The following is a 20176-nucleotide window of genomic DNA, read 5'->3' as shown; positions in this document are numbered from 1 at the left end:
TGTTTCCTTATCTTTACAAGATTTTGTAACAATCTCTCTCCTCCTTATTTGCAGCATTTTATATGCGAAGGGCTATAGTAAAGGCCGAGTTATATTTGCTTTTGGGCCAAAGCCGTTTGGCCTACATAGATAGTTTCGCCCCCGTTTTAAAGAAAGGATCATCTGTTATGAAATCTCACTTACTTTTTATTGCTGGCGGATTGTTAGCGATGAGTGGCAGCGCGTTGGCAATGTCTCTTAATTATCAAGAAGTTGGCTATAATATTGAAGCCCGTGGAGCCCGTGCCGTGGTGGCCGAACTGGCTAAAGCGGGGCAACTGCCCGCGGTAGAGAACAATATCAAGCTGGGTGATGATAACTGGATTGCCATGGCACCTAAATTGGCCGATGGAGGCAATGCGAGTTTCACCGCAGGCGTGAAATCAGCACTCTCTTCTGCACTGATTTATAACCCTGCTGCGGTCCTAAAAGCAGTCAATGACAGTAAAACACTCAAATTATCAGAGATTTGTACTGCCCCTGCGGATGTTAAAGATAGCGCCGCGAAAGCGAGTTTCCAGCAACGCGCCTCGCATACTTTATCGACAATCCATAACAGTGACATGATGAGTCAGCGTGATAGCTGTCTGGCAGAATTGAAAAAGCTGTCTTAATTTTGGCCCTATTCCCAAAATAATAAGGGCAGCCCAAAGGCCGCCCTTAAAAATACACCTGCTTTACCTGAAAACGAAGATAGCTATTTAACGACTCGCAACGCCGGACGACCACCATTACGAGGTGGCTGCGGCGGCTCATCATCAGATGAGCCATTATCGCCTTGCGTAGGCGTTGCTTCATCTGAGACTAGCATCAGGTTGTCAGCCGCAGTATTCGTGCTCTCATCTTCTTCGATGTTCTCGAAATTGCCTTCAGAATCAGAATCGTAAGCTTCTTCAGGTTCAAACATCGTGCCGGAACCATTTTCCCGCGCATAGATTGCCACAATCGCCCCCATAGGAACGATTACCTGAAGCGGAACACCGCCAAAACGGGCATTGAACGTCACGCTATCGTTGCCCAATTCCAAGTTACCGACCGCGCGCGGCGCCACATTCAATACAATCTGCCCATCACGAGCAAACTCCATCGGCACCGACACACCTGGCCGTGTGACATCCACCACCAGATGTGGCGTCAGTTGATTATCAATCAACCAATCGTAAAAAGCGCGTAACAGATAGGGACGACGCGGAGACATATCTGACATCTCCATAGCAATTAACCTCGGGTTTTCAAGTGCATTTCACGTTCAGCTTCTGTCAAAGAAGCCAAGAACGCATCACGCTCAAACACACGTGTCATATAGCCTTTCAATTCTTTAGAACCTGCGCCAGTCAGCTCAATGCCTAATACTGGCAAACGCCACAACAGCGGAGCCAAGTAGCAATCCACCAGGCTGAACTCTTCGCTCAAGAAGTAAGGCGTTTCATTGAACACAGGTGCGATAGACAGCAGAACTTCACGCAATTGTTTACGTGCCGCTTCTGCTTCCTGTGCATTGCCCTGTTCAATTTTATGCATCAGGGAATACCAATCTTGCTCAATGCGGTGCATCATCAAACGGCTGCTACCACGCGCAACAGGATATACCGGCATCAATGGCGGATGAGGGAAACGCTCATCCAGATATTCCATGATAATGCGGGATTCATACAGCGTCAGCTCGCGATCAACCAAAGTAGGGACGGTCTGGTAGGGATTGAGGTCAATTAGGTCCTGCGGCAGATTACCAGCTTCAACCTGCTCAATCTCAACACTGACACCTTTCTCCGCCAGTACGATACGTACTTGATGGCTAAAAATGTCGGTCGGGCCGGAAAACAGCGTCATTACCGAACGTTTGTTGGCAGCGACAGCCATGAAAACCTCCAAGATTATCTAGAAAACAGTGCGAATAGCCCACGGTGAGGTTGCTATCCTGAGTCGTTTGACCGCCAGTTCGCAATCTCAACAGCTGCTGCCGTAAATAAGCCTTGGTCGAGATAAGAATTCAGCCAGGGAGATACACGGACGCTAACAGTTCGCCGAACAGGCACAAAAGTGAGTGATAGTTTACCAGATTTTGAATGTTTTGTGGGGATCGTGCTGCTATTTCATAAAAAATCGTCTATCAGACAATAGGTTAGCGGCAAAAATATAATATATCGAGTGGTGGAAAAGGATTTTTCAGATGTGATTATCAGATGTATTACTCAGACAAATAAAAAAACCCGGTGAGACACCGGGTTTTTACCATCAATCTGATGCCATAAAGGCAAAAAATTAACGTTTGGAGAACTGTGGACGACGACGTGCTTTACGCAGACCCACTTTCTTACGCTCAACTTCACGCGCATCACGCGTTACGAAGCCAGCTTTACGCAGTTCACTGCGCAGAGACTCGTCATATTCCATCAGTGCACGGGTAATACCGTGACGGATAGCGCCAGCCTGACCTGAAATACCACCACCTTTAACAGTGATGTACATGTCAAACTTGGTAACCATGTCGACCAGTTCCAACGGTTGATTCACTACCATGCGGGCAGTTTCACGACCGAAGTAAACTTCAAGGCTACGTTGGTTAATAACGATTTTACCACTGCCCGGCTTAAGAAAAACGCGAGCAGCAGAACTTTTGCGGCGACCAGTGCCGTAGTATTGATTTTCAGCCATTGCCATAATCCCGATTAAATGTCCAGAACTTGCGGTTGCTGCGCCGCATGATTGTGCTCAGTACCCGCGTAAACTTTCAGTTTACGATACATTGCACGACCCAGCGGACCCTTCGGCAGCATGCCTTTAACCGCGATTTCAATCACACGCTCAGGACTGCGGGCAATCATCTCTTCAAAGGTCGCTTGTTTGATACCACCGATGTGACCGGTGTGGCGGTAATAAATCTTGTCTGAACGCTTGTTGCCAGTTACAGCAACTTTTTCTGCGTTCAAAACGATGATGTAATCACCAGTATCAACGTGCGGGGTGTATTCCGCTTTGTGCTTGCCGCGTAAACGACTAGCCAGTTCAGTAGCGAGGCGACCTAAGGTCTTGCCATTCGCGTCAACAACATACCAGTCGCGTTTTACAGTTTCTGGTTTAGCTGTGAAAGTTTTCATTATAAAAGCTTACCCAATTAATAAGTTACACGTTGGTGAACACCCAAACGTTCAAAAACAGTTGAGGCTCACACGACCATCAGTCCAGCAAACCTACCCCTTCGAATAGCCAATGCCGGCACTATCAAAGTTTTTGGGAAAAAAACTTTGTTGTAACGTGGGGTCGCAAGATTATAGAGAAGTCGACGTTAAAGATCGAACTGTTTTTGACGAGAAAGGTATAAATTAAACATGCTAAGTAAAGGCGAAGGAAAATCACCCGCGATAGAGTAGCATTTTAATACGCCAAAAGTGAATATCCTCGCCGCACTTAAAGCGGCGAAGGTGGCTGACAATGCACAAATATTGCAATACACAGGTGCTGAGTATTTTACGTGCCGCCATGCCTTAAATGACATGATTACGGCAGATGCGGTAAAGCAAGGTACTCTTCACTCTGCATCTCTTGTAACCGAGATAAACAGCGCTGATATTCGAATTTAAGGTGCTCACCGCGATAAATCTCAAACATGGATGCTTCAGCAGAAATGATCAATTTGACTCTTCGTTCGTAAAACTCATCGACTAACGCCAAAAAGCGCCGAGCCGTATTTTCATCACGTACCGTCGCCATACAGTGAACATTGTGCAGCAATACCGTGTGATAGATCTTCGACAGTGCAATGTAATCCAACTGGCTACGTGCTTCTTCGCACAACGTATGGAAATCTACCGCCAAAACCCCCTGTCCCGCACAAATCGCCGGTAATGGCCGGTGATTGACTTCCAACACCGGCGTAGGTTCGCCCTCTTTACCCGCCAATTTGACAAACATTTCGCCCATAACCTGCTCGGTCTGCGAATTCAATGGGGCCAGATAAAGATTGGCTTGCGTCAGGGTGCGCAAACGGTAATCAATACCCGCGTCGACATTCATCACATCGCAATACTGCTTAATCAATCCAATTGCAGGCACGAAGCGAGCGCGCTGTAAGCCATTTTGATACAAGTTATCGGGCGGAATATTGGAGGTTGCGACCAGTGTAATGCCTCTTGAAAATAAGGCGTCTAGCAATGTTGCTAACAGCATGGCATCGGTAATATCAGTCACGAAAAACTCATCAAAGCACAGTACATCAGTCTGCGTCTTGAAGTGATCAGCAATGATTTCTAACGGATTTTCATGCCCTTGCAGCTCCGCCAGTTCTTGATGTACCCGCAGCATAAAACGGTGAAAATGCAGCCGAAGTTTACGTTCGCCTGGCAAACTGTGGAAAAACATATCCATCAGCCAAGTTTTACCGCGCCCAACGCCGCCCCACATATATAAGCCCTGCACCGGACGTATGGCCGTTTTTGATGAGCCTCGGCCTATCAAACAGTTCAACCGCCCACGAATCCCCCCCCCAGCGGGTGGCTCAGGCTGACGTTGCATGAGTGCATGATAAATTTGGTCCAACTGTGCAACAGCGCGTCTTTGTACATCGTCAGGCTGGTAGTCGCCAGCATCAAGCGCCTGCTGATAAATCGTTGTAGGTGTACTTAGTTGCATGTTTATCATTAATCCCTGATAAAATAGTTATCTACTTTTCGCGTTACTTTCTCACTGATTTATCGTGCAATCGCAGCATTTACCGACTCTACACCTGCGAATAAATTCTGATAATCAAAACCAAAGTTGCATCAGGATTCCACTCAGACAAGGTTAACGGTTATAGTGGCTATTATTAAGTGAAAAGTCCTGCTGAACAATGAAGTCAAAAAAGGAGTCATCATGACCTGGGAGTATGCGCTTATTGGGTTGGTTGTGGGTATCATCATTGGCGCGGTCGCTATGCGCTTTGGCAACCGCAAATTGCGTCAGCAGCAAGTGCTGCAAAATGAGCTGGAGAAGAGCAAAACAGATTTGGAAGAGTACCGTCAAGAACTGGTTGGGCATTTTGCCCGCAGTGCTGAATTGCTGGATAATATGGCTCGCGACTATCGTCAGCTTTATCAGCATATGGCGAAAAGCTCCAATAACTTGTTACCGGACTTACCGTTGCAGGATAATCCATTCCGCTATCGCTTGACCGAATCTGAAGCTGATAACGATCAGGCACCGGTAAAAATGCCACCGCGTGATTACTCTGAAGGCGCATCTGGTTTGCTGCGTCCAGAGCATCAGACCCGCGATTAAATACAGATACATCATGCTGGCTACGGTCACGTAGTCAGCACATTTACACTTCTATACTCACCTTTCCTTGAATTACTTCGTAGCAAACCTTATATCAAGCGGTATCTCAGGATACTTATTTTAAGACTATAGTAGCCATTTGAAATAAGTGAATTTTTTAGCTAACTCAGAGTCTGAACTTACAACGGGCCTGTTACAGCCATCTACACTATTCATTCACCGTTAGGTATTGAGAGAGTTTAATCAATGAAGAAAAAGTCATTATTTCTTAGTGCGCTGGCAATGAGTGTCGGCTTAGGTCTCGCTAGCGTTCCAATGGTGAACGCTGCCGCACTGCCCGCAGCGGTGGCTGGGCAGGCTGTTCCTAGCTTGGCACCGATGCTAGAAAAAGTATTACCTGCCGTCGTCAGCGTTCATGTTTCCGGCACGCAGGTGCAACAGCAACGTTTGCCAGAAGAGTTCAAATTCTTCTTTGGCCCTAACGCGCCAACCGGTAAAGAGAGCAACCGTCCCTTCGAAGGGCTGGGTTCTGGTGTCATTATTAACGCTGAGAAAGGTTACATCTTAACCAACAATCACGTCATCAATAATGCGGATAAAATTCGTGTTCAGTTGAATGATGGCCGTGAATATGATGCCAAACTGCTGGGCCGTGATGAGCAAACTGATATCGCTTTATTACAGGTAACAGATGCGAAAAACCTGACCTCCATCAAAATTGCCGATTCCGATAATCTGCGAGTGGGTGATTTCGCCGTCGCCGTCGGTAACCCATTCGGTTTGGGGCAAACCGCGACTTCAGGGATCATTTCTGCCCTAGGTCGGAGCGGGCTGAATCTGGAAGGGCTGGAAAACTTTATCCAGACCGATGCGTCTATCAACCGGGGTAACTCTGGTGGCGCTTTGGTTAACCTCAATGGTGAATTGATTGGCATTAACACCGCCATTCTCGCCCCTGGTGGCGGTAATATCGGTATCGGCTTTGCTATCCCAAGTAACATGGCGCAAAACCTCAGCCAGCAGTTGATTGAGTTTGGCGAGGTAAAACGTGGGCTGTTGGGGATTCGTGGCAGCGAAATGACTGCCGATATGGCGAAAGCCTTTAATATTGATGCTCAACGCGGTGCATTCGTCAGTGAAGTTTTGCCAAAATCAGCCGCAGCAAAAGCAGGCATCAAAGCGGGTGACGTGTTGGTCTCTGTCGATGGAAAGCCAATCAGCAGCTTTGCTGAGCTACGTGCCAAAGTCGGCACCACTGGCCCAGGTAAAGTTGTTAAAGTTGGTTTGCTGCGTGATGGGAAGCCACTTGACGTTTCAGTCACGCTGGAAAATAGCAGCCCAACGTCTACCAGCGCAGAGACTTTATCACCATCATTGCAGGGTGCTTCCCTGAGTAATGGCGAAATCAAAGATGGCGGCAAAGGCGTTAAAGTTGAAAGCGTCACTAAAGGTTCACCTGCAGCGCAATCTGGCTTGCAGAAAGACGATGTGATTATTGCTGTAAACCGTGTTCGCGTGAAAGACATCGCTGAATTACGCAAAGCCATCGAAGCCAAACCTGCTGTCATTGCACTGAACATTGTGCGCGGCGGTGAGAATATTTACCTGTTAATACGCTAATTTGCGGAAAAATCGGACACAGCACCATGCTGTGTCCGCCAAACTCATGCTATCCTCCTGACATCCATTCATTCACGCCATAAACCTCATGTTTCTTAAGCTATTGCGTTCTATTATTTTGGGGCTAATTGTCGCCGGTATCTTGCTGGTCGCCATGCCTATGCTTCGTAATCCCGGTCACTTCTTTTCCGGTAGCAGCACTAGCTTAGAAGAAACCCCCGCCAGTTATAATCAAGCGGTGCGCAGAGCGGCCCCTGCGGTGGTGAATGTCTATAATCGCAGTCTAAGCTCAACTCAAGATGGGCTAGCCATTCGTACGCTGGGCTCTGGCGTTATCATGAGTGACAAAGGCTACATTCTGACCAACAAGCACGTTATCAATAATGCAGAGCAAATTATCGTTGCGCTGCAAAATGGCCGTGTATCAGAGGCATTACTGGTCGGTTCGGATAGCCTGACAGATTTAGCTGTTTTGAAAATTGATGCGGTCAATCTCCCCGTCATTCCCATCAATATTAATCGTGTCCCCCATATTGGTGATGTCGTCCTCGCCATCGGTAATCCTTATAACTTGGGCCAGACGGTCACACAGGGGATTATCAGTGCCACCGGCCGTATCGGTTTAAGCGATTCTGGCCGACAAAACTTTCTTCAGACAGATGCCTCAATCAATCAGGGCAACTCCGGCGGCGCACTGGTGAATACATTGGGTGAATTGATGGGGGTTAATACCTTATCTTTCGATAAAAGTAGCAACGGTGAAACACCGGAAGGGATTGGTTTTGCTATTCCAACGGCGCTGGCGACCAAAGTCATGGAGAAACTGATTCGTGACGGGCGGGTCATCCGCGGTTATATCGGAGTGACTGGCGAAGAGTATCCTCCTTTCAACGCAAGCGGTAATGGCCCCGATCGGATACATGGCATTAAAGTTAATGGGATATCGCCAGATGGCCCAGCGGCGAGATCTGATTTACAAGTGGGTGATATCATTCTTAGCGTGAATAATAAGCCTGCCACGTCTGTAATCGAGACAATGGATCAGGTCGCAGAAATCCGCCCCGGAACAACAATCCCAGTATTGCTCTTGCGTAATGGCCAACAAATAACGATACAAATCACCATTACAGAATTAGATCAAAATGCTGTACTTGGTCACCAAACAACACAACAGCCATAATTTTTTTGTTAAAAAAATGCCAGCTCGCGAGAACGGCTGGCATTTTTATTGCGATGAGATCGCTGGCTTAGTGAAAGATTATTCGCCTTTCACGCGCTCAATTTTGGCACCTAGCGCACGTAATTTATCTTCGATACGTTCATAGCCACGATCAATGTGATAAATACGGTCAACAATCGTGACGCCATCAGCGATACAGCCCGCTAATACCAAGCTGGCAGAAGCACGCAGATCAGTTGCCATCACCTGAGCACCGGATAGCTGCTCAACACCATAACAAATGACGGTATTGCTCTCGATTTCAGCATGCGCGCCCATACGAATCAGTTCAGGTACATGCATGAAACGGTTTTCGAAGATAGTTTCGGTAATCACTCCCGTCCCTTCTGCGACTAGATTCAATAGGCTGAACTGAGCCTGCATATCCGTTGGGAATCCTGGATGTGGCGCAGTACGTATCGTCACTGCTTTTGGCCGCTGGCCGTGCATATCGAGGCTGATCCAATCATCACCCACTTCAATGTCCGCACCCGCTTCACGTAGCTTGGCTAATACCGCATCCAAAGTGTCAGGACGCGCTTGGCGACAAACCACTTTCCCGCCAGAAACTGCCGCAGCAACTAAGAAAGTGCCGGTTTCAATACGGTCAGGTACTACACGATAAACACCGCCACCCAAGCGCGCAACACCTTCAATGGTGATACGGTCAGTACCCGCACCCGTAATTTTAGCGCCCAATGTATTGAGGAAATTCGCGGTATCGACGATTTCAGGTTCACGTGCGGCGTTTTCAATCACAGTGGTGCCTTCAGCCAAGGTTGCGGCACTCATAATGGTCACAGTAGCGCCAACGCTCACTTTGTCCATCACGATATTCGCGCCCTTCAGGCGACCATTGACCGAAGCTTTAACGTAGCCTTCTTCCAGCTTAATTTCCGCACCCAGTTGTTCTAAACCAGTGATATGCAAATCAACCGGACGTGCGCCGATAGCACAGCCACCAGGCAAAGAAACCTGCCCTTTACCAAAACGAGCAACCAGTGGCCCCAGCGCCCAAATAGAAGCGCGCATAGTTTTGACTAAATCATAAGGCGCACAAAACTCATTCACACCGCGAGCATCGACGAAAACGGAACCTGAATCGTCACGTTCAATTTTGGTGCCTAATTGGCCAAGCAGCTTGATGGTAGTATCAATGTCTTTTAGCTTCGGGACATTTTGCAGCTCAACTTGCTCTTCAGCTAACAGCGCAGCAAACAGTATTGGCAGTGCGGCGTTTTTCGCGCCGGAAATAGTGACTTCACCACTTAGGCGAGTCCGCCCCTCAACACGAAACTTATCCATTGTGACCACTCTCTATTGTCAAATTCGAATTTACCGCCCGCCGTTGAACTGTTCACAACATCATCAAACAGCCCACTAGCCAACAGTATTAAAAGCCGTTTAGCTTACGATCCCGCTGCCACTCTTGTGGCGTATAGGCCTTAATTGATAAGGCATGAATACGGTTATCCGCGATATATTCCATCAAAGGCGCATACACAGCCTGCTGTTTTTTCACTCGGCTCATGTCAGCAAATAGCTCACCGACCGCAATCACCTGGAAGTGACTGCCATCGCCGGTCACATGTGCTTCTTGTAATGCCAATGCTCGCATCAGCACGTCTTTAATTTCGTTAGTATCCATAAGATTCATTCTATTTTATGAGGAGCATAGCCAGTCAAACATATTAGTGGAATACGGCATGTTCCGAAACAAAGAAAAGCCCCTGCGTCATAATTATCTGCAGGGGCCACTCGTTTTCATTCTTGACGTAGCAGCGGTATTCGCTAGCCTGGATATATTTCTGCTGAGGCTGCGGTTTCGACTGGAATGATATCGCGAAGGTTGTACAGCTCAATCAGGGTAGATAGCCGGTCACTGACCCCTGTGATCGTGAGTGAAGTTCCTTGCTTGATCCTCAGTTCACGAAAATGTACTAATAGCGCCAAGCCAGAGGAGTCAACGCGTTGTAACTGACTGACATCGATATGGGTTTTATCCGCCAGCAGCACCTCGCGCTGCTGCCAAAGAGGCAACAGCGTCTCACGATCTAACTCACCTTGCAGTACCAGCGTATCCTGCTCTGAATGCCAGCTCAGTTCATTTGCCATTATTGCTACTTATCCCCGCCCTTACTGCTTATCTAAGGTAATTGGCTGTTTCGCGGCAAGCAGCAACTGTTGGGTCAAGCCATCAACACCTTTCTGACGCAGGATAGAAGCCCACTCATTTTGTTTGGTGCTGATCATGCTAACCCCCTCAGCTATCATGTCATACGCCTGCCAGTTGCCAGTTTGGCTATTTTTGCGCCATTGGAAATCTAAACGAACCGGTGGGCGACCGTTAGGATCGAGGATGGTCACACGGATAGCGACAATATTGGCATCACCCAGCGGCTGGTCTGGTGCGACATCATAAGTTTGGCCGTGGTACAACGCCAATGCTTGGCCGTATGCCTGCTCTAGATATTGGCTGAAAGCATTGAAGTAAGCTTCACGTTGTGCAGGTGTTGCCCCTTTATAATAGCTCCCTAACACCAGTGCCCCGGCATACTTGATCTGGACGAATGGCAGCAGCTCTTCGCGCACGATCGTCCGTAAATAGTCTGGGTTTTGCTTGATCTTTGCTTGTTCAGTTTTCAGACGTGTGAATGTTCTTTGCGCCGCTTCATCCATCAGACGATACGGGTTAGTTTGATCGACCGCATTCGCCAATGGCGCGACCACCAGCAATGCAATCATAAGGAAACGTTTAAACATTCTGATACCCTTTTATGGATGTTGAGTTGCAGGCAAGTGACTATTTGCTGCCGGTACAGTGGATTCAGTCGGTGCAGTTGCTCCAGCTGGCAGCGCAGTAGAGTTATTGGCTGGTGCATCAGAATTACCATCCCCACCACTTTTGTACAAGAACTGGCCGATAAGGTCTTCCAATACCAAGGCGGACTTGGTGTCTTGAATCACACCCCCGTCTTTCAAAATACTGGTGCCCATATCAGGATCTTCAAAACCGACGTTCAGAGCCAAGAACTGCTCACCTAATAAACCTGACGTGCGGACAGCTAATGAACTGGTGTCTGGGATATGGTTATAGCGCTGCTGAATATCCATCGCCACACGGGGGCTGTAGTTGCTGGTATCCAACGTAATATTCGCTACCCGCCCAACGACTACCCCACCAATTTTGACCGGTGAATTGTTTTTAAGCCCGCCAATATTGTCAAAATTTGCGTAAATCCGGTAAGTCGGTTGATTGCCCACTGCTTTGATATCGGCCACTTTCAGGCAGAGGAATATGACTGCCACGATAGCAATCAGTATAAACGCGCCTACCCAGATTTCACTTTTCTTCGTTTGCATCGACTCAGTTCCCAAACATCAGTGCTGTCAGCACAAAATCTAATCCCAATACCGCCAGTGACGAATGCACCACAGTACGGGTCGTTGCCCGGCTAATCCCTTCAGATGTTGGGATCGCATCATAACCATTGAACAGCGCAATCCAAGTCACGGTAATGGCAAATACCACGCTTTTGATCAGGCAATTCAGTAAATCTGTACGCCACTCAACGGCGCTCTGCATGGCTGACCAGAAGAAACCGCCATCGATGCCTTTCCAGTCAACACCGACCACTGAACCGCCCCAAATACCGACGGCAACAAAAATCGCGGTCAATAATGGCATACTAATCAAACCCGCCCAGAACCGAGGTGCGACCACTCGGCGCAAGGGATCAATAGCCATCATTTCCAAACTGGAAATCTGCTCTGTCGCTTTCATTAGGCCAATCTCCGCAGTCAATGCAGAACCTGCACGACCCGCGAACAGCAGCGCTGTGACGACTGGCCCTAATTCACGTAACAGTGACAATGATACCATCATGCCAAGACTGGCTTCTGCACTGTATGTGGTCAGGATCAAAAAGCCCTGTAATCCGAGAACCATACCGATGAACAGGCCGGAAACCACAATAATCAGCAGGGATTGCACCCCAACGCTATACAGCTGTTTAACCAATAGTGGCCACTGTTTTCGCGGTTCAGGCCGCCCCACGAGGGCATTGAACAACATTAAGCCTGCGCGACCAAAGGAGGCGCAGACATTAATGCCGCGACGGCCTAGAGACGCTAATGTCTGTACTAGCATGAATACCCCATCAACCTAACAGCTCAGTTTTATAATCCCCGGCAGGGAAACGGAAAGGCACCGGCCCGTCGGCAATACCATCAAGGAACTGGCGCACCCGCATATCATCGTTAGCCTGCAACTGTTCAGGTGTTCCTTCAGCAATCACATGCTGATCGGCAACAATGTAGGCATAATCGGCAATACTGAGCACTTCCGGCACATCATGGGAAACCACCACACAAGTGACACCCAATGCATGATTCAGCTCGTCAATCAGTTTTACCAACACCCCCATGGTAATCGGGTCCTGACCAACGAATGGCTCATCAAACATAATGAGTTCAGGATCAAGGGCAATTGCGCGTGCTAATGCCGCACGACGTGCCATCCCACCGGACAGCTCATTGGGCATTAAACTCGCCGCGCCACGCAATCCTACCGCCTCCAATTTCATCATCACTGTGCTATGCAGCAACTCTTCCGGTAATTGACTATGCTCGCGCAGTGGAAATGCCACGTTTTCGAACACGGTCAAGTCAGTAAATAGCGCCCCTGATTGAAATAACATGCTCATTTTTTTGCGCACATCATATAAACGCTGACGCGAAAGCGTAGGAATATTATCACCATCAAACCAGATTTCACCGGTATCCGGCGCTAATTGCCCACCGATCAGGCGCAGTAGTGTGGTTTTACCTATCCCTGAAGGCCCCATAATCGCAGTCACTTTTCCGCGCGGGACCGTCATATTGATATCGGCGAATATCGAACGCTCACCACGGGTAAAACTCATCCCATGGATCTCTATCAAATTCGACGCTATATGCTTCATTATCATTCGTCCCTTGAGCCTTTTATTACTCACCTAACCGCCAATGCTACATCAAATGGCGTTAACGAGCGCGATTGGGAAGTAGTTTGGCAACTTATTCGCGCTTTTTCGTAGCTAAAGTTGCCTTCAGTTTTACTTTTCCGGCACTCACAGTCAAAATTAGCAACTAAGCAAAAATAAGTTTCAAAACACGTTGCTAACCATTTTTGCTAATGGGCGATCTGCTGCCTGCACCCCATGGATCAGGATTATACCTAATAAAGGACTCTGCATGTTTCTTGCGATAACACTATTAGTCATTGGTTTGGTTTTATTAGTGTATGGCGCCGACCGATTAGTCTACGGCGCTGCGGTGTTAGCCCGCGCTTTTGGTATCCCACCGCTCATTATTGGGATGACGATTGTGGGTATCGGCACCTCGCTACCAGAGTTGATTGTTTCAGTCACTGCCGCACTGAATAACCAAACCGATATGGCTGTTGGGAATGTGCTGGGGTCCAATATTACCAATCTGTTGCTGATTGTGGGCGGTGCTGCCCTGATACGCCCATTAACGGTACGCTCTGAGATATTACGTCGCGAATTACCCTTAATGTTAGCGGTCACCGTACTGTGTGGTTTTCTGTTAGCGGATAATCATCTTAGCCGTGGGGACGGTATTATTTTGCTGCTGGCCGCCGTCGCATTTATTGTGTTGATGCTAAAAATCGCGCGATTGGCCCATGCACAGGGTAATGACATTCTAACCCGCGAACAGTTGGCAGAATTACCGCAAGATAGCAGCACGACCGTCGCTTTGTTGTGGCTGGTACTGGCCTTCATTATTTTGCCGCTGTCAGCCAAAATGATTATTGATAACGCGACTGTCATTGCCAGAGTCGCGGGCGTCAGTGAATTGGTCATTGGGCTGACCGTCATTGCTATCGGCACCAGTTTACCGGAGTTAGCCACTTTCATCGCCGGTGCGTTGAAAGGGGAAGATGATATGGCGGTCGGGAATATCATCGGATCGAACATTTTTAATATCGTGATTGTCTTAGGCGTCCCTGCGTTGTTGTCACCAGGGGAGATTAATCCTGAGGCTTTCCAACGTGATTATTGGGTGATGCTCGGTGTCAGCGTGATATTCACCCTGCTTTGTTTAGGGCGTAAACATCGCATCGGCCATCTGGCGGGCGCTCTGTTATTATGTGGGTTTATCGCTTATCTTGCGGTGCTATTCTTCGCCCCTTTAAGTGCGGCGTAACAGAAAACGATGCCACGTACAGGAACTCAGTATGTCTTCTTTTGATTCGCAACCAAGAATAGATTTTCAACAGGCGGGCAAACAGGTATTGCACATTGAGCGCGAAGGACTTGCACAGCTCGATCAATACATTAATGACGATTTCACTAATGCCTGCGAAGCCATATTTCATTGCCATGGCAAAGTAGTCGTCATGGGAATGGGGAAATCAGGTCATATTGGTTGCAAAATTGCCGCTACGTTTGCCAGTACGGGAACGCCAGCATTCTTTGTCCATCCAGCAGAAGCCAGTCATGGCGATCTCGGTATGGTAACACCACAAGATATCGTGTTAGCCATCTCCAACTCAGGCGAATCAAACGAGATTCTTGCGTTAATCCCTGTCCTAAAGCGCCAAAAAATCACATTGATCTGCATGAGCAATAACCCTGAGAGCACCATGGGTAAAGCCGCCGATATTCACTTGTGCATAAAAGTCCCACAAGAAGCCTGTCCACTGGGGCTCGCCCCCACAACCAGCACCACCGCCACCTTAGTGATGGGTGATGCACTCGCGGTAGCACTATTACAGGCACGCGGCTTCACTCAGGAAGATTTCGCGCTTTCACATCCGGGCGGAGCACTTGGGCGCAAGTTGTTATTACGAATCAGCGATATCATGCACACTGGTGCAGAAATACCACATGTCAGCCCTGATGCCTCATTACGCGATGCATTACTGGAGATTACTCGGAAAAATCTGGGTTTAACCGTAATCTGTGACGATTTGATGATGATTAAAGGTATCTTTACCGATGGTGACTTACGCCGGATATTCGATATGGGCGTTGATTTAAATCATGCGAAGATCGCAGACGTGATGACCAGTGGCGGCATTCGAGTTCGTCCAAACATGTTGGCAGTCGATGCACTCAACCTGATGGAATCACGTCACATCACCGCAGTGTTGGTGGCCGACGGTGACCAATTGCTCGGCGTGGTGCATATGCACGACATGCTAAGAGCCGGTGTCGTTTAACAAAGGAAAAATTATGAGCAGCACCGTCTATTTGGACACATGCTACGGCCCCGTGGCCGAGAGCGTCATGCAACGTGCAGAAAACATTCGTCTGCTCATTTGTGATGTTGATGGCGTGATGTCTGATGGTCTGATTTACATGGGTAACGATGGCGAAGAGCTGAAAGCATTCAACGTCCGTGATGGTTATGGTATTCGCTGCCTGATAACCTCGGGTATTGAAGTAGCTATTATTACGGGCCGTCGCGCCAAATTACTGGAAGACCGCGCCAACACCTTAGGCATTACCCACCTTTATCAAGGACAATCTGATAAACTGGTGGCTTACCATGAATTATTGCTAGCATTAAACTGCCAACCTGAGCAGGTGGCGTATATTGGCGATGACCTGATTGATTGGCCAGTCATGGCCCAAGTCGGGTTATCTGTCGCGGTGGCGGATGCCCATCCGTTACTTCTTCCCAAAGCACATTACGTGACGCAAATTAATGGCGGGCGCGGTGCAGTACGTGAGATATGTGATTTGATTTTATTGGCCCAGGATAAACTCGACGGTGCCAAAGGATTGTCGATATGAGTAAAACAAGGCTATGGATAACCCTAGCGCTAGCATTGATCGTTTTGGCTTTGATTGGTTGGAATATGTCCGGCTTCAATCAGCAAAGTATGCCAACGGAGGCAGACAATAATGAGCCATCGTCGCAAAGCCAGCATACGGTGACAGTGGTATTTAATCCGGTCGGGCAATTGAATTACAAATTAGTGGCAGAGGAAGTTCAGAACTTCAGCGCCCAAGAGCTGACTTGGTTTACTAAACCGGTCATGACGATGTTTGACGAGAATGCCGTTGCCACTTGGACAGTTCGGGCAGATCGCGCCAAACTGACCGACGATAAAATGCTGTATTTATATGGTCATGTTGAGGTCGATAGCCTGACACCCGATGCGCAATTGCAAAAAATTAGAACCGATAACGCCCAGGTTAATTTGATCACTCAGGATGTGTCCTCAGACGATGAAGTGACCCTCTTTGGGGTTGGATTCAAGTCTAACGGCATGAAAATGCGTGGTAACTTGCGGGATAAAACCGCTGAGCTGATTGAAAAGGTTAAAACCTCTTATGAAATCCAAAAATAACATTCGCCTTCTTTTACTTGCCAGTTCACTTTTGGCCACCAGCCTGCCAGCGCTGGCTTTAACGGGTGATACCGATCAGCCCGTCATGGTCGATTCTGCCAAGCAAGCGTTGGATATGGAGGCGAACACCGTCACCTTTACCGGCAATGTCGTTATCAAACAAGGCACCATTGAAATTAAGGCCGATAAAGTGGTTGTCACCCGCCCTGGCGGTGACCAAAGCAAAATGGTCATCGAAGGCTACGGCAATCCTGTTACCTTCTACCAAATGCAAGACAGCGGTAAACCCGTCAAAGGCCACGGTCAAAAATTGCGCTATGAAGTCGCGAATGATTTTGTGGTGTTGACTGGCAATGCTTATCTGGAGCAACTTGATAGTAATATCAAAGGTGACCGCATTACTTATCTGGTGAAAAAACAGCAGATGGAAGCCTTCAGTGATAAAGGCAATCGCGTCACAACCGTATTATTACCGTCCCAATTACAAGACAAAGGGCCAGCAGCGTCAGGCCAAAAGAAGAGTAAGTAATCATTTATGGCAACATTAATCGCAGAAAAGCTGGCTAAGGCGTACAAAGGCCGTAAAGTGGTCGAAGACGTGAGCCTGAGTGTAAAGTCAGGTGAGATTGTGGGTCTGCTGGGGCCAAACGGCGCGGGTAAGACCACCACCTTTTATATGGTTGTCGGCATTGTCCAGCGTGACGCCGGGCGTATTGTGATTGATGATGAAGATATCAGCCTCTTGCCTCTCCATGAACGCGCCCGTCGCGGCATTGGCTACTTACCGCAGGAAGCCTCAATCTTCCGCCGTTTAAGTGTTTTTAATAACCTGATGGCGGTGCTGGAAATCCGTAAAGATCTGACGACTGAACAGCGGCAAGAACGGGCTGACGAGTTGATGGAAGAGTTCCATATCACGCATTTACGTGACAATCTGGGGCAATCGCTGTCTGGTGGTGAGCGTCGCCGTGTGGAAATCGCCCGTGCGCTGGCAGCAAATCCTAAGTTTATTTTGCTGGACGAACCGTTTGCGGGTGTTGACCCCATTTCAGTTATCGATATTAAAAAAATTATTGAGCATCTGCGCGACAGTGGTTTGGGTGTACTCATTACCGACCATAACGTGCGCGAAACGTTAGACGTTTGTGAGCGGGCTTATATTGTAAGCCAGGGCCACTTAATCGCTCATGGCACACCACAGGAAATTTTGGCTGACGAACAAGTCAAACGCGTGTATTTAGGTGAAGAGTTCCGTCTCTAATCATCTACCGATGCTCGTAACAAGGCCGTTTCGCCAGTCATAAAGGAAAATTGATACCGCATTATGAAGCAAGGTTTGCAACTCAAGTTCAGCCAACAATTGGCAATGACTCCACAGCTTCAACAGGCCATCCGTCTGTTGCAACTTTCTACACTTGAACTCCAGCAGGAGATTCAGTTAGCGCTGGAGAGCAACCCACTGCTTGAGCAAACTGACCCTCATGAAGAGGTAGACACCAAAGAAACAGTAGACAGTGAATCGCTTGATACTCGCGAAGCGCTGGAACAAGCCGATATGCCTGAAGAGTTACCTCTCGATGCCACTTGGGATGAGATTTATACCGCAGGTACGCCATCAGGCACAGGCAATGATTACAGCGATGATGAGTTGCCCGTCTATCAAGGTGAAACCACCCAAACGCTACAAGACTATCTTATGTGGCAGGTGGATCTCACGCCCTTCTCTGAAACGGACGCAGCTATCGCGACCTCAATTGTCGATGCTGTTGATGAAACAGGCTATCTCACCGTCCCGCTGGAAGATATTCTGGAAAGTATGGGGGGCGAAGACATTGCACTGGACGAAGTCGAGGCCGTTCTCAAGCGGATCCAACACTTTGATCCTATCGGCGTGGCGGCGCGTAACCTGCGCGAATGTCTGTTAGTACAACTCTCGCAATACGCCAAAGACACCCCCTATCTTGCCGAAGCGCGTCTGGTGGTGAGTAATTATCTGGATTTGCTAGGTAACCATGATTTCCGGACAATGATCCGTTTAAGTCGGCTAAAAGAAGATACACTTAAGGGAGCGATAGCCCTGATCCAGTCACTGGATCCGCGCCCTGGCCAGTCGATCAATACAGGGGAATCTGAGTATGTTATTCCCGATGTTTTGGTCCATAAAGACAAAGATAAATGGACGGTCGAGCTAAATGCCGATAGCATTCCACGCCTAAAAATTAATCAACACTATGCTGCAATGGGTAGTAATACCCGCAATGATAGCGACGGGCAGTTCATCCGCAGCAATCTGCAAGAAGCAAAATGGTTGATAAAAAGCCTTGAAAGCCGCAATGAAACACTGCTCAAGGTTGCACGTTGTATCGTAGAACAGCAGGTCGACTTTTTTGAAAATGGGCCTGAATTTATGAAACCCATGGTGCTGGCGGATATCGCCCAAGCCGTCGATATGCATGAATCGACAATTTCTCGAGTGACGACGCAAAAGTTCCTGCACAGTCCTCGCGGGATTTTCGAGCTGAAATATTTCTTCTCCAGCCACGTCAATACTGAGAGCGGGGGCGAAGCCTCTTCGACAGCAATTCGTGCACTGGTGAAAAAATTGGTTGCGGCAGAAAACCCTGCCAAACCCCTTAGCGACAGTAAACTGACCACGCTTTTGTGCGAACAAGGCATCATGGTGGCACGGCGTACCGTCGCGAAGTACAGAGAGTCGTTATCCATCCCGCCGTCAAATCAACGTAAACAGTTGGTTTGACCTGAACTGAGAAGGAAGACACTATGCAGCTCAATATTACCGGACTTCATGTCGAAATAACCGATGCATTACGCGAGTTTGTTACCACTAAATTTGCCAAACTTGAGCAATATTTTGATCGCATTAACCAGGTGTATGTGGTTTTAAGTGTCGAAAAAGTTAAACAAATTGCAGAAGCGACGGTACATGTGAATGGCGGCGAGTTGCACGCAAGTTCAGAGCAGGAAGACATGTACGCAGCTATTGATATTTTGGTTGATAAGCTGGCTCGCCAGTTGAACAAGCATAAAGATAAATTGAAACAACATTAAGAATCCTAGTCGTTAGTTTATCTAACGGCGGTTCTACCCTCGCTACATAGCCTGGCTCTACCGACTATCCGTAGAGTCAGGCTTAAAACAGCGCTTAAGTGAAAGATGAGATGACCAACGATCCAGCATTGCAATTAAGCTCGGTATTAAATATCGAGTGCACCAAAAGCTCCGTACATTGCTCCAGTAAAAAACGGGCTTTGGAAATTATCAGCGAGTTAGCTGCCAAACAGCTTAACTTGCCTTCACAGGTCGTTTTCGATGCTGTATTGACCCGCGAACGTATGGGCAGTACAGGCATTGGCAGTGGCATCGCGATACCTCATGGCAAGTTAGAGGAAGACACACTGCGTGCAGTGGGCGTATTTCTCCGTTTGGAACAACCGATTGCCTTCGATGCTATTGATAATCAACCTGTTGATCTATTATTTGCCTTGTTGGTTCCGGCAGATCAATGTAAAACTCATTTACACACTTTATCTTTAGTGGCCAAGCGATTAGCTGATAAAACAGTATGTCGTCGCCTACGCGCAGCACAAAGTGATGACGAGCTTTATCAGATCATGACCGAATTACCGCCAGAGACAGCGTAATCAGTGCTATCTGTT

25 protein-coding genes are annotated in these 20176 nt (G+C 48.1%); 13 read left to right on the top strand and 12 right to left on the bottom strand.

The window, feature by feature from the left end; translation table 11 throughout:
- Nucleotides 1–167: 167 nt before the first annotated feature.
- Complete coding sequence (locus DA391_RS02190) at nucleotides 168–653, top strand: hypothetical protein (protein WP_108087299.1); 486 nt, start codon at nucleotides 168–170, stop codon at nucleotides 651–653.
- Between the two features lie 83 nt (nucleotides 654–736).
- Here DA391_RS02190 and sspB read toward each other — a convergent pair whose 3' ends face one another.
- The 5 genes from sspB to zapE all read right to left on the bottom strand — a co-directional run bounded on the left by sspB (nucleotide 737) and on the right by zapE (nucleotide 4668).
- Nucleotides 737–1252, bottom strand: a complete 516-nt coding sequence (gene sspB, locus DA391_RS02185; protein WP_108087298.1) for a ClpXP protease specificity-enhancing factor — start codon at nucleotides 1250–1252, stop codon at nucleotides 737–739.
- Nucleotides 1253–1257: 5 nt separating this feature from the next.
- Entirely contained in the window at nucleotides 1258–1899 is a 642-nt protein-coding gene (gene sspA, locus DA391_RS02180) for a stringent starvation protein SspA (protein WP_019212447.1), read from the bottom strand.
- 402 nt (nucleotides 1900–2301) lie between these two features.
- A complete protein-coding gene (gene rpsI / locus DA391_RS02170) occupies nucleotides 2302–2694 on the bottom strand; it encodes a 30S ribosomal protein S9 (protein ID WP_019212446.1) in 393 nt (130 codons plus the stop codon).
- A 14-nt stretch (nucleotides 2695–2708) separates the two neighbouring features.
- Nucleotides 2709–3137 (bottom strand): 50S ribosomal protein L13, encoded by a 429-nt coding sequence (rplM, locus tag DA391_RS02165; protein WP_019212445.1) that lies wholly within the window; start codon nucleotides 3135–3137, stop codon nucleotides 2709–2711.
- Nucleotides 3138–3537: 400 nt separating this feature from the next.
- Nucleotides 3538–4668: a cell division protein ZapE gene (zapE, locus tag DA391_RS02160; protein ID WP_108087297.1), complete on the bottom strand. Its 1131-nt coding sequence runs from the start codon at nucleotides 4666–4668 to the stop codon at nucleotides 3538–3540.
- 222 nt (nucleotides 4669–4890) lie between these two features.
- On the opposite strand from zapE, the gene zapG reads away from it, so the two are divergent.
- The 3 genes from zapG to degS all read left to right on the top strand — a co-directional run bounded on the left by zapG (nucleotide 4891) and on the right by degS (nucleotide 8095).
- Nucleotides 4891–5295 (top strand): Z-ring associated protein ZapG, encoded by a 405-nt coding sequence (gene zapG, locus DA391_RS02155; protein WP_019212443.1) that lies wholly within the window; start codon nucleotides 4891–4893, stop codon nucleotides 5293–5295.
- A 246-nt stretch (nucleotides 5296–5541) separates the two neighbouring features.
- Nucleotides 5542–6915 carry a serine endoprotease DegQ gene (degQ, locus tag DA391_RS02150; protein ID WP_050083193.1) on the top strand — a complete coding sequence of 458 codons (1374 nt, stop codon included), beginning with the start codon at nucleotides 5542–5544 and terminating at the stop codon, nucleotides 6913–6915.
- A gap of 88 nt (nucleotides 6916–7003) precedes the next feature.
- Entirely contained in the window at nucleotides 7004–8095 is a 1092-nt protein-coding gene (degS, locus tag DA391_RS02145) for an outer membrane-stress sensor serine endopeptidase DegS (protein WP_050083195.1), read from the top strand.
- A gap of 78 nt (nucleotides 8096–8173) precedes the next feature.
- Here the strand turns inward: degS and murA are convergent, their stop codons facing one another.
- The 7 genes from murA to mlaF form a co-directional block, all read right to left on the bottom strand.
- Nucleotides 8174–9439: a UDP-N-acetylglucosamine 1-carboxyvinyltransferase gene (gene murA / locus DA391_RS02140; RefSeq protein WP_019212440.1), complete on the bottom strand. Its 1266-nt coding sequence runs from the start codon at nucleotides 9437–9439 to the stop codon at nucleotides 8174–8176.
- 88 nt (nucleotides 9440–9527) lie between these two features.
- Entirely contained in the window at nucleotides 9528–9782 is a 255-nt protein-coding gene (gene ibaG, locus DA391_RS02135) for a BolA family iron metabolism protein IbaG (RefSeq protein WP_005162441.1), read from the bottom strand.
- Nucleotides 9783–9925: 143 nt separating this feature from the next.
- On the bottom strand, nucleotides 9926–10249 hold the full coding sequence (gene mlaB / locus DA391_RS02130; protein WP_050083199.1) for a lipid asymmetry maintenance protein MlaB: 324 nt from the start codon (nucleotides 10247–10249) through the stop codon (nucleotides 9926–9928).
- A 21-nt stretch (nucleotides 10250–10270) separates the two neighbouring features.
- Nucleotides 10271–10897, bottom strand: coding sequence for a phospholipid-binding protein MlaC (gene mlaC / locus DA391_RS02125; RefSeq protein WP_050083201.1), 627 nt, complete (start codon nucleotides 10895–10897; stop codon nucleotides 10271–10273).
- A 12-nt stretch (nucleotides 10898–10909) separates the two neighbouring features.
- Nucleotides 10910–11497 carry an outer membrane lipid asymmetry maintenance protein MlaD gene (mlaD, locus tag DA391_RS02120; protein ID WP_050083203.1) on the bottom strand — a complete coding sequence of 196 codons (588 nt, stop codon included), beginning with the start codon at nucleotides 11495–11497 and terminating at the stop codon, nucleotides 10910–10912.
- Between the two features lie 4 nt (nucleotides 11498–11501).
- On the bottom strand, nucleotides 11502–12284 hold the full coding sequence (mlaE, locus tag DA391_RS02115; protein WP_019212435.1) for a lipid asymmetry maintenance ABC transporter permease subunit MlaE: 783 nt from the start codon (nucleotides 12282–12284) through the stop codon (nucleotides 11502–11504).
- A gap of 10 nt (nucleotides 12285–12294) precedes the next feature.
- Nucleotides 12295–13098 carry a phospholipid ABC transporter ATP-binding protein MlaF gene (gene mlaF / locus DA391_RS02110; protein WP_049609873.1) on the bottom strand — a complete coding sequence of 268 codons (804 nt, stop codon included), beginning with the start codon at nucleotides 13096–13098 and terminating at the stop codon, nucleotides 12295–12297.
- Nucleotides 13099–13369: 271 nt separating this feature from the next.
- Between mlaF and DA391_RS02105 the strand changes: the two genes are divergently transcribed.
- From DA391_RS02105 to ptsN, 9 genes are all read left to right on the top strand, one after another.
- Nucleotides 13370–14344 carry a calcium/sodium antiporter gene (locus DA391_RS02105; protein ID WP_050083205.1) on the top strand — a complete coding sequence of 325 codons (975 nt, stop codon included), beginning with the start codon at nucleotides 13370–13372 and terminating at the stop codon, nucleotides 14342–14344.
- Nucleotides 14345–14375: 31 nt separating this feature from the next.
- The gene (gene kdsD, locus DA391_RS02100; protein WP_050083207.1) at nucleotides 14376–15362 is read left to right on the top strand and encodes an arabinose-5-phosphate isomerase KdsD; all 987 of its coding nucleotides are present in this window, start codon (nucleotides 14376–14378) and stop codon (nucleotides 15360–15362) included.
- Nucleotides 15363–15375: 13 nt separating this feature from the next.
- Nucleotides 15376–15939 carry a 3-deoxy-manno-octulosonate-8-phosphatase KdsC gene (kdsC, locus tag DA391_RS02095; protein WP_049609867.1) on the top strand — a complete coding sequence of 188 codons (564 nt, stop codon included), beginning with the start codon at nucleotides 15376–15378 and terminating at the stop codon, nucleotides 15937–15939.
- Nucleotides 15936–16499, top strand: a complete 564-nt coding sequence (lptC, locus tag DA391_RS02090) for an LPS export ABC transporter periplasmic protein LptC (RefSeq protein ID WP_050083209.1) — start codon at nucleotides 15936–15938, stop codon at nucleotides 16497–16499. Before kdsC ends, lptC begins: the two co-directional genes overlap by 4 nt.
- Nucleotides 16483–17028: a lipopolysaccharide ABC transporter substrate-binding protein LptA gene (gene lptA / locus DA391_RS02085; protein WP_050083211.1), complete on the top strand. Its 546-nt coding sequence runs from the start codon at nucleotides 16483–16485 to the stop codon at nucleotides 17026–17028. The genes lptC and lptA overlap by 17 nt, the downstream gene beginning before the upstream one ends.
- A 6-nt stretch (nucleotides 17029–17034) precedes the next feature.
- Nucleotides 17035–17760 carry an LPS export ABC transporter ATP-binding protein gene (lptB, locus tag DA391_RS02080; protein WP_049609861.1) on the top strand — a complete coding sequence of 242 codons (726 nt, stop codon included), beginning with the start codon at nucleotides 17035–17037 and terminating at the stop codon, nucleotides 17758–17760.
- A 63-nt stretch (nucleotides 17761–17823) separates the two neighbouring features.
- The gene (gene rpoN, locus DA391_RS02075; protein ID WP_050083214.1) at nucleotides 17824–19257 is read left to right on the top strand and encodes an RNA polymerase factor sigma-54; all 1434 of its coding nucleotides are present in this window, start codon (nucleotides 17824–17826) and stop codon (nucleotides 19255–19257) included.
- Between the two features lie 23 nt (nucleotides 19258–19280).
- Nucleotides 19281–19568 (top strand): ribosome hibernation promoting factor, encoded by a 288-nt coding sequence (gene hpf, locus DA391_RS02070; RefSeq protein WP_050083215.1) that lies wholly within the window; start codon nucleotides 19281–19283, stop codon nucleotides 19566–19568.
- A gap of 110 nt (nucleotides 19569–19678) precedes the next feature.
- On the top strand, nucleotides 19679–20161 hold the full coding sequence (ptsN, locus tag DA391_RS02065) for a PTS IIA-like nitrogen regulatory protein PtsN (RefSeq protein WP_049609847.1): 483 nt from the start codon (nucleotides 19679–19681) through the stop codon (nucleotides 20159–20161).
- Nucleotides 20162–20176 lie beyond the last annotated feature (15 nt).

The organism is Yersinia massiliensis (assembly GCF_003048255.1).
Taxonomy (GTDB): domain Bacteria; phylum Pseudomonadota; class Gammaproteobacteria; order Enterobacterales; family Enterobacteriaceae; genus Yersinia; species Yersinia massiliensis_A.
Note: the sequence above shows the minus strand (reverse complement) of the source record. Positions and strands in the feature narration are given on the sequence as shown.